At 63.6% G+C, this 12,054-nt stretch carries 6 protein-coding genes; 4 read left to right on the forward strand and 2 right to left on the reverse strand.

Features of this window, described 5'->3' with window-relative positions; translation table 11 throughout:
* Positions 1 to 48: 48 nt before the first annotated feature.
* Positions 49 to 3,192, reverse strand: coding sequence for an ATP-binding protein (locus tag FYK34_RS04370; protein WP_149295232.1), 3,144 nt, complete (start codon positions 3,190 to 3,192; stop codon positions 49 to 51).
* A gap of 3 nt (positions 3,193 to 3,195) precedes the next feature.
* Positions 3,196 to 4,056 carry a phosphate/phosphite/phosphonate ABC transporter substrate-binding protein gene (locus FYK34_RS04375; RefSeq protein ID WP_149295233.1) on the reverse strand — a complete coding sequence of 287 codons (861 nt, stop codon included), beginning with the start codon at positions 4,054 to 4,056 and terminating at the stop codon, positions 3,196 to 3,198.
* A 243-nt stretch (positions 4,057 to 4,299) separates the two neighbouring features.
* Between FYK34_RS04375 and FYK34_RS04380 the strand changes: the two genes are divergently transcribed.
* The 4 genes from FYK34_RS04380 (at position 4,300) to FYK34_RS04395 (ending at position 11,656) form a co-directional block, all read left to right on the forward strand.
* Positions 4,300 to 5,322 carry a putative 2-aminoethylphosphonate ABC transporter substrate-binding protein gene (locus tag FYK34_RS04380; protein WP_149295234.1) on the forward strand — a complete coding sequence of 341 codons (1,023 nt, stop codon included), beginning with the start codon at positions 4,300 to 4,302 and terminating at the stop codon, positions 5,320 to 5,322.
* 78 nt (positions 5,323 to 5,400) lie between these two features.
* Positions 5,401 to 6,501 (forward strand): putative 2-aminoethylphosphonate ABC transporter ATP-binding protein, encoded by a 1,101-nt coding sequence (locus tag FYK34_RS04385; protein ID WP_149295235.1) that lies wholly within the window; start codon positions 5,401 to 5,403, stop codon positions 6,499 to 6,501.
* The gene (locus FYK34_RS04390; protein WP_149295236.1) at positions 6,495 to 8,201 is read left to right on the forward strand and encodes a putative 2-aminoethylphosphonate ABC transporter permease subunit; all 1,707 of its coding nucleotides are present in this window, start codon (positions 6,495 to 6,497) and stop codon (positions 8,199 to 8,201) included. The genes FYK34_RS04385 and FYK34_RS04390 overlap by 7 nt, the downstream gene beginning before the upstream one ends.
* Before the next feature lie 269 nt (positions 8,202 to 8,470).
* The gene (locus FYK34_RS04395) at positions 8,471 to 11,656 is read left to right on the forward strand and encodes a transglycosylase domain-containing protein (RefSeq protein ID WP_231137367.1); all 3,186 of its coding nucleotides are present in this window, start codon (positions 8,471 to 8,473) and stop codon (positions 11,654 to 11,656) included.
* Positions 11,657 to 12,054: the final 398 nt, after the last annotated feature.

Genomic DNA, 12,054 nt, shown 5'->3' on the forward strand with positions numbered 1-12,054 from the left:
TTCTAACACAAAAAGTGTCCAAACCAACCATTATAGCTGATTTGTATTTCAACCATGGCTTAACTCGCGCGGGATGCCGCGGTTGGCCAGCCATTGCTCCACATCCAGGCAGGCGGCTTCCAGTTGCAGCATCAGTCTGGGCACGGCGTCGGCCAGCTGGGAGGCGGCGGCCTGTTCCATGTGCTTGGCCGCTTCGCCGATGGCGCGGGCGCCGATCTGCACGGCCTCGGCCTCGATGTCGCGGGCGGTGCCGGCGATCAGCGGCAGATTGTCGCTGATGATGGCGTCGCGGATGCGGGCGATGTTGCGGCGGGTGTTCTTGAGGAACTCGCGCAGCAGGCGGTTTTCCAGCTTGGGGCTTTTGCCGCCGCGCTCGCGCAGTACGAACAGATCCAGCGGCGCGGAGCTGTCAGGCGGCGCGGGCAGGGGCGGGTTGGCGGCGGCGGGCGCCCCTTGCAGCCACTTTTCCAGCGTGGCGGCCAGGGTGTCCAGCGCCAAGGGCTTGACCAGGTAATCGTCCATGCCGGCGTCGCGAGTCTTTTGCAGCTCCTCCGCCGCGGCGTTGGCCGTGCAGGCGATGATGGCCGCGCGCGGACGGACGGGGTGCTCCGCCTCGTAGCTGCGGATCAGCCTGGCGAGTTCAAAGCCGCCGATATTGGGCATCAGGCAGTCGGTCAGCACCAGATGGTAATGATTGTGCCGCCATTTTTCGAAGGCCTGGGCGCCGTCTTCGGCGGTGTCGGGCCGATAGCCGAGCTTTTCCAGTTGCTTGGTCGCCAGCTTGAGATTGGTGGGATTGTCTTCCACCAGCAGGATGCGCTTTTCCGCATGGATCAAGGCGGAGGCCGGGGCGCCGGTCGCCGACCGTGCCTGGCGTTCCGCCACTTCCGCGCGGATATGCAGCGAAACCCGCGTGCCGCGTCCCAGTTCGCTGGCTATCGTCACCTCCCCGCCCATCAGCTCGGCCAGGCGGCGGCAGATGGCCAGCCCCAGTCCGGTGCCGCCGTAGCGGCGGGTGGTGTCGGTGTCGCCTTGACTGAAAGGCTGGAACAAACCCTGCAGCTGTTCCGGCGGAATGCCGATGCCGGTATCCATCACGTCGAAGCACAGGTTTTGCCAGCCGGTGGCCTCCTCTTTTACCTGCACGCGCAGGATGATGCTGCCGGTGGCCGTGAACTTGACGGCGTTGCTGAGCAGGTTCTGCAGGATTTGCCGCAAGCGCAAGGGGTCCAGCAGCAGCACGGGCGCGAGCAGGGGGTCGATCTGCAGGTCGAAGTCCAGGTCCTTTTTCTCGACGGTCTGGGAGTAGAGGCTGAGCACTCTTTGCAGCAGCGGCCAGATGTCGGTGGGCGTCTTGACCAGTTCCAGCTGGTTGGCTTCGATTTTGGAGAAGTCCAGCACATCGTCGATCAGCAGCAGCAGGGTGCGGGCGGAGTCGCGCGCGGTGTCCAGCGTGTCTTGCTGCTCGGCGTCCAGCTGGCTCAGCTGCAGCAGCTCCAGCATGCCCAGCACGCCGTTCAGCGGCGTACGGATCTCATGGCTGATGGTGGCCAGGAAGGCGCTCTTGGCCTGATTGGCGGCATCGGCCTGCTCCTTGGCGCGCCGCAATTCCCGCTCCGCCGCCTGGCGGGCGGTGATGTCGCGCATGGTCAGGTTGTAGCAGTCGCTGCCGGTGTCCGGCATGCGCGTCAGCGCCAGCTCCATGGGAAAGGGCGTGCCGTCGGCGCGCAACGCGGTCAATTGCAGCAGGCTGCCCAGCTTGATGTCGTCGCCATTGAGCAGCGGCTGCAGCGCGCGCCGGCTGTCCGGCTCCAGGCAGTCCTGCAAGGCGGTGCCGATCAGGCCGCCTCGCGGCAGGCGGAACATCTGTTCCGCCACATGGTTGGCGCTGGTGAACAGCCCGTTCTCGTCCAAGGTGGCGATGCCGTCTATCGAGGTTTCGATGACGGCGGTGAGCAGCATTTGCTGCCGCGACAGCTGCAGCTGCGTCTGCTCCAGCGTGCGTTGATCCTGGCTGGCCAGAATCAGCTGGGCCAGGGTGTTCATCAGCGGGACCGGAAAGTCATTGCCGCGTTCCGGGGCGACCGGGTGGGGGTAAAACAGTGTGAACACGCCGATGACCCGGCTCGCCAGCATGATGGGAACGCTTAGGAAATGGTAGTCCTCGCGCAGCGGGCCGGCCGCGCTTTGCTGCAACGCCAGCAGCTGTTCCTGCTGGCGGTACAGGCAGCGTTGCAGCAACTGGGCGGCGTCCATTTGCGGCGGCGGACTCAGGGCCGGCGTGATGGGGTGGAATTGGGGCTGCTTGGCCGGGCTGAGCACCTCGCACAGGAATCCGTGCTCGGCTTCGAACCACAGCAGCAGGATGTCCCGGGCGTAGCTGAACATGGTGTCGGGATGGGCCTTGCCGATGAACAGGCTCTGCAGGTAATTGATGGCGTCCAACACTTTTTCCTGACGTCGCAGATGCTGTCCGCTTTGTTCGGCCTGGTTCAGTGCCGCCTCCAGCCGGGCGCGGTCATGCGCCAGCTGGATGGACATTTGGTTGAACAGCTGGCCGGTGCGGGCCAGTTCGTCCTTGCCCCGCACAGGCACCTGATAGCCCAGCTCGCCGTCGGCCATGCGGGTGGCGGCTTGCTGCAGCGAGTTCAGCTGGCGCGTGAGGTAGAGCCCCAGCAGCAGGGAAAACAGCGCGGACAGCGCCAGTTCCGACACGGCGAGCAGCAGGCCGTTCTGCCGCGCCTGCTGCATCAGCTGCTGGTGGGCGGCGACCGAAGTGCCCAGCTCCACGCGGCCGTAGTGGATGCCGCCGACGCGGATGTCCCGCTTGATGGTAAGCGGCTGGCCGGGCGGCAGCCGGTCGATGTCCTGGCTGGGCGAGGGCGGCAAGGCCAGCGCCATCGGGTCGCCAGCCTCGGCCAGCAGCCGGTTGCGGCTGTCGTATACGCGGGCGTAGACGATGCCGGCGGACTTCACCATTTGTTCCACCGCATTCTGCAGCGTGGCCAGGTCGGTGCTGAGCACGGCGTTCTGATTGGCCTGGGCAAATTGCTCAGCGATGATCTGCCGCCGCTTGAGCAGCTCGCGCGCGCTGGTGTCGTGCAGCAGGCCCAGGCCGAAGTGCAGCAGAATGCCCAGCATGATCATTTCGATCAGCGCGATGCCCAGTATGGTCTTGAGGCGGAACGACATGGTTTAGCGCTCCGCCGGCGCCTGGTAGCGTATGCCCAGGCGGCGGATGTCGTTCCAGTCCTCGTCCCGCGCCGCCGTCAGCGGCTTCAGGTTCACGTGCTGCAACAGGGCCTGCCCCTCAGGCGTGTCTGGCAGATGGGTCATGGCTTGCAGCAGGCATTGGCGCTGCGAGTCGGGCATGCCCGGCCGGGTGGCGAAGGCATGCGGCGTGTGCGGCGGCGTTTGCCACAGGATGCGCAGCTCCTGGCGCACGGCGTCGGGCTGCTGGCTCCAGGTGCGGTTGATGCCGCCGCCGGCCGGGAACAGCCCTTGCCGGACGGCGAGATAGACCGAGTCGTGGGAGCCGACATAGCGGACGCCGACGTGGACGCCCATGGCGTCGAGTTCGGCCCGCGGCAACACGCTGGCGGCAAAGGCCTCCGGCGCGGGCAGGGCCAGCGTCTTGCCTTCCAGCTGGCGCACATCCTGGATGGGGCTGTCCTTGCGCACCACGATCAGGCCAACCAGCTTGGTGTCCTTTTCCCGGGCCAATGCCTGGTAGCCGACGCTGTCATGGAATTGCACGTAATGCAGGGGGTTGAAATACACCAGATCGTATAGGCCCTTGGCAACGCGCCGCTCGAACGAGGGGATGTCTGGCGCCGTCTCGAATTGCAGATCCAGGGCGCAGGGCCGGCCCAGGTATTGCAGCAATGGCCCCCAGCTGCGCGCCAGGGCCAAGGCGGATTGCTGCGGCACGATGCCGACATGGATGACGGGTTTGTCGGCCCGGGCGGGAGAGCACAGCAACAGCGCCGCCGGGAGCAGCAGGGCGGCGAAGGCCAGGCGGGTGCTGTTGGGGCGGGGCGGGCGGGGTGCGGCCATGCTTTCGTCTCTCCGGCGCGAAAGGGCGGCAAAATGGCGCAGCCCATGATTGTCAATATAGATATAACTGCGGAGGCCGCTGACCGCGCGACAGGCTCTGCGGGAATGGTCTAGCCGGGCAAAGCAAGCTTCATGTCGATTTCACCGTCCTGTCATCGCCTGGCGGCATAGTGGCCGCAGTTTTCTAGGTACGGTGGGGTATGGGCATATTTGTCTATACGTCTAAACATAGGAGTGTTGTCGATGAAGAAGCAATTGGCTGTCGCATGTTGTCTTGTCCTGAGCGGCCTGCTGTCGCCTTTGGCCCAGGCCAAGACGGTGCTGACGGTTTACACCGCGCTGGAAGCGGACCAGGTCAAGGATTATCAGGAGGCGTTTCAAAAAGTGAATCCGGACATCGAGATTCGCTGGGTGCGCGACTCCACCGGCGTGATCACCGCCAAGCTGCTGTCGGAAAAGAACCATCCGCAGGCCGACGTGGTATGGGGCCTGGCCGCCACCAGCCTGATGATCCTGGATCAGCAGGGCATGCTGCAGGCCTACTCGCCCAAGGGCGTGCAAAAGCTGAATCCGCAATTCGTGGACAAGGCCCAGCCGCCCAAGTGGACCGGCATGGACGTGTGGGCCGCCACCCTCTGCTTCAACACCGTGGAAGCGGCCAAGAAACATCTGCCCAAGCCGCAAAGCTGGGCCGATCTGACCCAGCCCATTTACAAGGATCAGATTGTGATGCCGCATCCTGCCTCGTCCGGCACCGGCTATCTGGATGTGTCCGCCTGGTTGCAGATGATGGGCGATAAGCAAGGCTGGGCGTATATGGACAAGCTGCACGGCAATATCGCCCAGTATGTCCACTCCGGCTCCAAGCCGTGCAAGATGGCCGCGGCCGGCGAGTATCCGATCGGCATCTCGTTTGAATACCGCGGCGCGCAGCTGAAGGAGAAGGGCGCGCCCATCGACCTGATCTACCCGAAGGAAGGCCTGGGCTGGGATCTGGAAGCCACCGCGATCATGAAGGGCACCAAGAATCTGGAAGCGGCCAAGAAGCTGGCCGACTTCTCGGTCAGCCTGGACGCGATGAAGCATTACGAGCAGAACTACGCCGTGCTGGCGATGCCGGGCGTGGCCAAGCAGAACCCTTTCATCCCGGTGGATTACGCGCAGCGCCTCGCCAAGAACAACTTCGGCTGGGCCGCCAAGCACCGCGACGCCATCCTGAAGGAGTGGTCGCGCCGTTATGAAGGCAAGGCCGCGCCCAAGCAATAAACGGCCGCCATCGCGCCGCCTCCGCCTTGCGGGGGCGGCTTCGTTTCATGCTTTTTTATCTGGCCATTGGAGCATCCGATGAAACCCGTCGACAGCCTATGCGGTTTTGCCGAGCACTTGTCCGCCCAGGGGCTGACCCGCCGGTTTGGCGCCTTCACCGCGCTGGACGCGGTTTCCCTGTCCATCCGCAAAGGCGAGTTCGTCTGCCTGCTGGGCCCTTCCGGTTGCGGCAAGACCACCTTGCTGCGGCTGATCGCCGGTCTGGACATGCCGGACGCCGGCGCCATCCACCTGTCCGGGCGCGACATCACGCGCGAGGCGCCGGCCAAGCGCGACTACGGCATTGTGTTCCAGAGCTACGCGCTGTTTCCCAATCTCAGCGTGGCCGACAATATCGCCTACGGCCTGAAGCCGCGCCGCGACCAGGCGGGCCATGCCCGCCGCGTGCGCGAGCTGCTGGACATCGTCGGCTTGCCCGGCGCCGAGGCCAAGTATCCGTCCCAGTTGTCCGGCGGGCAGCAGCAGCGGGTGGCGCTGGCGCGCGCGCTGGCCACTTCGCCTGGCCTGCTGCTGCTGGACGAGCCGCTGTCGGCGCTGGACGCCAAGGTGCGCGACAAGCTGCGCGAGGAGCTGAAGGGCCTGCAGAAGCGTCTGGGCGTCACGACCTTGATGGTGACGCATGACCAGGAGGAAGCGCTGGCCATCGCCGACCGCGTGGTGGTGATGCATGCCGGCCGCATCGAGCAGGTTGGCACCCCAGCCGAAATCTACCGCCAGCCGGCCAGCCGTTTCGTGGCGGATTTCGTCGGCGAGGCCAACTGGCTGCCGGCGACGCGCCGCGGCGAGCGCGAAGTGCTGGTCGGCGGCCGCCGGCTGAGCTTGGCGCAAGACTTGCCGGAGGGCGAGGCGCTGATGCTGTTCCTGCGGCCGGAGGACATCATCGTCAAGCCGCGCTGGGAGCCGGGGCCGAATACCGTGCTGGCGCACGTGCAGGAAGCCAGTTTCGGCGGCGCGATGACCCATCTGAGGCTGTTGCCGGAAGGCATGCCGGGCGTCACGCTACGCGCCCAGGTCTGTCCATCCATGCTGAACCGGCAGCCCTTGCTGCCGGGCGAGGTGGTGCCGATTGAGCTGCCGGCCGCTTTGCTGCGCGCGTATCCGCGGGAGGCAGCGTGCTGAGCGTGGCGCGGAAAATAGCCCGTTCCGGCGTCGGCTTGCGGCTGGATGGCGAAAAATGGGTCGCCATCGGCTTGGTGTGGGCGCTGGTTGGCTTGCTGGCGCTGGCATTGGGCTTGCCCTTGCTGTTCATTCTGGGCAAATCCGCGCTGACCATGGAAGGCGATTTCGCCGGGCTGGCCAATTTTGCCGAGGTATGGCATTCACCCGGCTTGATGCGCGCCACCGGCAATAGTCTGCGGCTGGCGCTGACCGTATCGGCGCTGGTCCTGCCGCTGGCCTTTGCCTTTGCTTGGGCCTGCTGCCGCAGCCGGGCCTGGGGACGCGGCTTGTTCCGCCAGATCGCGCTGTCGCCGCTGCTGGCGCCTTCCTTGATGCCTGCGATCTCCCTGGTCTACCTGTTTGGTCATCAAGGCGTGCTGAAGGGCTGGCTGCAGGGAGGCAGCGTCTACGGCTTCTGGGGCATCGTGCTGGGCGAGGCGTTCTACACCTTCCCCTATGCCGTGATGATTCTGTGCACGGCGCTGGCGGCCGCCGACGCGCGTCTGTTCGAAGCCGCTCGAACGCTGGGCGCCGGCGCCTGGCGCCAGTTCTTCACCATCACCTTGCCCGGCGCGCGCTACGGCCTGGTGTCGTCGGCCCTGGTGGTCTTCACGCTGGTGATCACTGATTTTGGGGTGCCCAAGGTGGTGGGCGGCGACTGCAATGTGCTGGCGGTGGAGGCCTACAAGCAGGTGGTGGGCCAGCAGAATTTTTCGCGCGGGGCCGTGGTGGGGCTGATGTTGCTCCTGCCCGCCGTGCTGTCCTTCTTTGTCGAGCGCGCCATCGCCAAGCGCCAACAGGCCGCCCTGACCGCGCGCGCCATATTGTATGCGCCGGCGCCGGACTGGCAGCGCGACGCGGCGGCCACCGCGCTGCTGGCCTTGCTCGCCTTGCCCTTGCTCGCCATGCTGGGCATGGGCGTGGCGGCATCCTTCATTCGCTATTGGCCGTATGATATGTCGTTCACGCTGGCGCATTATCGTTTTGATGACGTGGACGGCGGCGGCTGGGCTTCGTATTTCAACAGCCTGCAGCTGGCCGGGGCGACGGCCCTGATCGGCAGCGCGCTGGTTTTCCTGGGCGCTTACGCTTGCGAGAAACTGCCGGCGGCGGCGCTGGGCCGCAGCCTGCTGCGTTTGCTCGCCATGTTGCCGATGGCGGTGCCGGGGCTGGTGCTGGGTTTGGGCTATGTGTTTTTCTTCAACCATCCGGCCAATCCCCTGAATGTCCTGTACGGTAGCATGGCCCTGATGGTGGTCTGCACCGTGGCGCACTTCTACACCACGGCCCACCTGACCGTGGCGGCGGCGCTGAATCAGCTGGATCGGGAATTCGAGGCAGTGGCCGCCTCGCTGAAGGTGCCGTTCTGGACCACGCTGCGCCGGGTGACGCTGCCGGTCAGCCTGCCGGCGCTGCTGGAGGTGGCGCGCTTCCTGTTTGTCTCGGCCATGACCACGCTGTCGGCGCTGATTTTCATCATCAGCCCGGGCAAGGGGCTGGCGGCGGTGGCCATTGTCACCATGGACGATGCCGGCGACACCGCGGCGTCGGCGGCGATGTCCACGTTGATCGTGCTGAGCTCGATAGTCGCTTCCGTGTTGCTGCAGTGGCTGGAGCGCCTGCTGGCGCGCCGCCACCAGCGCTGGCGCGGTGGGGGCTGAGCGGGGCGGCCTGTTTTGCCGTGGGCCGCGCTCGCCGTGAGCGGAAGTTTCCTTAACAAGCTTTTCCCGCCTTTACTAAATCGCATCCCCTATCCGATATTGAAATAAAGCCTCTGACACGGGGCGAGACAGTGAGGTTCGGTCAGGCCAGCAGTTATCTCCAGTTCATGCGAGGGGGCGGCCCTTGAGGCCGGCGGGACATGATAGACACTCCGGAAGCCAAACTCGGATTGGGCAAAAGCAGGTCTTTTTTCACGACAACGCGCTGGGTGTTGGCGGGCCTATTCCTGGCCCTGCTGGGGCTGGCCGTGTCCTTGTTTCTGAACGAGGTGCATACCTCGCGCTTTCAGGCATGGTTTTTCAGCCATGCCGTCAGCGGCGCCACCTACAAAGTGGAGCCAGGACGAAGCCGGGACATGCGTTACCCGATCAATGGCGGACCCTACGATGTGCGCCTGGGCTACGCGGGCCTGCCTTCGTTTCTTGACCGTCTCCAGCGCCGCGGCTTCGAGATCACGTCCCAAGCCAGGCAATCGCCCAAGCTGATCCGGCTGATGGACGATGGCGTGGCTGCGCCTTGGTTCAAGCTGGGCGTTTTTCCGCCCTACCGCGAAAAAGACCAGAGCGGGCTGCTGCTGTATGACGGCTACGGGCGGCCCATTTACCATGCGCAGTATCCGCAGCGGGTGTATCCCAATTTCGAGTCGTTGCCCAGGCTGCTGGTGAGCGGCCTGCTTTACATCGAGAACCACACGCTGCTGGATGAGGAGAATCCTCAGCAGAATCCGGCAGTCGAGTGGTCTCGCTTCGGCAAGGCACTGGCGGACGAGTCGCTGCATCTGTTCCGACCCGGCTACCATTCCGCCGGCGCCAGCACCCTGGCCACCCAGATAGAGAAATTCCGCCACTCTCCCAACGGCCGCACCGGCACGCCCAAGGAGAAGCTGCGCCAGATGCTGTCGGCGTCGGCCAGGGCGTATGCGCAAGGGCCGGATACCAGCATGGCGCGGCGCCAACTGGTGCTGGCCTACCTGAATACGGTGCCCTTGGCCGCGCGGGCCGGATTTGGCGAGATATCCGGCATGGGCGACGGCATGTGGGCATGGTATGGCCGCTCATTCGACGAAGTGAACGGGATACTGTCCGATAGCGCGCCGCACTCGGTCGCGGAGCAGGCAACGGTGTTCAAGGAGGCCTTGAGCTTGATGATCTCCCAGCGCAGCCCGTCGTTTTATCTGAACGGCGATATGAAGCTGCTGGAAGACCTGACCGATTCCTATCTGCGGCTGATGGCGCGCGACAAAGTCATCACGCCGGAGCTGCGCGATGCGGCGCTGCGCGTGTCGCTGCGTCAGCAAAGGGAGAGGGCCAAGCCCGCGGCTGTGTCGCTGGTCGAACGCAAAGGCGCCAACGCGGTGCGCGTCAAGCTTTCCACCATGCTGGGCATGCCGCGCATGTATGACCTGGATCATCTGGACCTGACCGTACGCAGCACGCTGGACTCCAAGCTGCAACAGGAAGTGACGGACCTGCTGCTGAAACTGCGGGATCCGGAATATGCCAAGTCAGTGGGGCTGGGCGACAAATTCCTGCTGCAACAGGGCGAGCCAGGCGGCGTCACCTATAGTTTCACGCTGATCGAGCGCACCCCCACCGGCAATCAGGTGCGAGTGCAGGCCGACAACTTCGATCAGCCTTTCGACATCAACGAAGGCACCAAGCTGGACCTGGGGTCTACCGCCAAGTTGCGCACGCTCGTCTGCTATCTGGAGGTCATTGCCGACCTGCATCGCCAGTACGCCGGCTTGAGCCGCGAGGAACTGCTTGCGATCAAGCCTACCGAGCACGAGCCGGTGTTGCGGCGCTGGGCCATAGACTATCTGAAGCAGGCCGATGATCGCACCCTGCCGGCCATGCTTTCTGCGTCAATGGAACGCACCTATAGCGCCAATCCTGGGGAGAGTTTCTTCACCGGAGGCGGTCGGCATACCTTCGAGAATTTCGAGAAGAGCGACAATAACCGCATCCTGACGCTGCGGGAGGCGACGCAGCGTTCGGTCAACCTGGTTTATATCCGCCTGATGCGCGACATCGTGCATTACTACATGTATCCGCCGGGCTACGACCGCGTCGTGATGAACGACAAGGAAGACCCGCGCCGGCTCGAATATCTGCAGCGCTTCGCGGATCGGGAAGGTAGAACCTTCATGGCGGGGTTTTATCACAAATACCACGGCAAAACGCCAACGCAAATCGATGACTTGCTGGTGGAAAAGGCCCGCCGCAGCACCAAGAGGCTGGCTGTGATTTTCCGCAGTGTCTATCCCCAGGCTGACCAGGCCGCCATGGAGGCCTTCATCGCCAAGCATCAGGAACCGCCGGCCAAGGTAGAGGCCAAAACCTTAAGCAAGCTATACGACGAGATGGGGCCGGACCGATTCAATCTGGCCGATCGGGGCTATTTGGCGGGCATCCACCCACTGGAGCTGTGGATGGCGGCCTATCTGCATGCGCATCCCGCCGCGGGCTGGAGCGAGATGGTGAAAGCCAGCGCCGCGCAGCGGCAAGAAGTCTATCAATGGCTATTCAATAGCAAGCACAAGGGCGGGCAGGATACACGCATCAAGGAAATACAGGAAATTGATGCCTTCAAGAAAATTCATGCTGAATGGAAGCGAATGGGTTATCCCTTTGACTCGCTGGTGCCGTCCTATGCGACGGCGCTGGGCGCATCGGCCGACCGGCCGGCCGCATTGGCGGAGCTGATGGGCATCATTTCCAATGACGGGGTGCGCCTGCCCACCGTCTACGTCGACAAGATGCACTTCGCCAGCGGCACGCCTTACGACACCTCGCTGGAGCGGCCACAGGCCAAGGGCGTGCGCGTATTGCCGCCGGAAATCCCGCAACTGGTGAGGCAAGTGCTGTCCGAGGTGGTGGACAGGGGAACGGCGCATCGCGTGTCCGGCGCCTTTGATCGCAAGGGACAGCATATCCTGATAGGCGGTAAAACCGGTACCGGCGACAATCGCTTCAAGACTTTCTCGAGAGGCGGCGGCTTGACCTCTGCCCGTGTGGTCAGCCGTTCCGGGGCATTTGTGTTTTATCTGGGAGATCATTACTTCGGCACCATCGTGGCTTATGTGGCGGGTCCCAAGGCCGCGGATTACAAGTTCACCAGTGCCTTGCCGGTGCAGGTGCTGAAAGTGCTGGCGCCCACGCTGCTGCCAAGGCTGGACCTGTCTCCGCGCGAAACCAGCCGTGGCGCGGACGCCGCGGCCGAAGGCATGCCTGATGTCGGATTGCCGCCAGGCACCCCGCTGTGCCTGGTGCCTGGCATGCATGGTGTGTGCCAGATGGCAAAACAGCCGCACCAAAATGGCGGCCATCCATGGCGCAAAACCGATGCATCCCAGGAGTGGGGCGCAGGCCTGGATGCCAGCAACGCCGGCTGATATCGGTTTATTGCACTATTGATATGAGTTTTTTGCGTGTTCAGCGCGGCAAACTCCATGCATGAAGCGTTGCTCCTGCAGAGGCTGTTGACTGGTGTAGCCAAGCCGCTAAGTCAGACTCTAGTTTTTCTCGTGGTATGGGTCAGGATTTACTCTTTGTTTTTATTGATAAAGTTTGGAGCCTGCTTAGCGTCGAGGGGAGCCGGGCATGGCGCGAAATCTTGCAGGATGCTCAAGGCCATGCATCTCAATGAGGAAATAACATATGACTCAACGTGCAGCCGAAGATGTGCTTTCTTCATTAATCATGTAAATTTTGACATTTCACAAAATTAAACACGTTAAATTTGATTTTTATATATTTATCTGTAAAATGTCGATTGAATGAATTGTCTGCC

The organism is Chromobacterium paludis, assembly GCF_008275125.1.
Classification (GTDB): domain Bacteria; phylum Pseudomonadota; class Gammaproteobacteria; order Burkholderiales; family Chromobacteriaceae; genus Chromobacterium; species Chromobacterium paludis.

What these genes read in the sequence shown, in the direction of transcription:
- FYK34_RS04370 (WP_149295232.1), bottom strand. Translation starts at nt 3,192, where the DNA reads ATGTCGTTCCGCCTCAAGACCATACTGGGCATCGCGCTGATCGAAATG.
- FYK34_RS04375 (WP_149295233.1), bottom strand. Translation starts at nt 4,056, where the DNA reads ATGGCCGCACCCCGCCCGCCCCGCCCCAACAGCACCCGCCTGGCCTTC.
- FYK34_RS04380 (WP_149295234.1), top strand. Translation starts at nt 4,300, where the DNA reads ATGAAGAAGCAATTGGCTGTCGCATGTTGTCTTGTCCTGAGCGGCCTG.
- FYK34_RS04385 (WP_149295235.1), top strand. Translation starts at nt 5,401, where the DNA reads ATGAAACCCGTCGACAGCCTATGCGGTTTTGCCGAGCACTTGTCCGCC.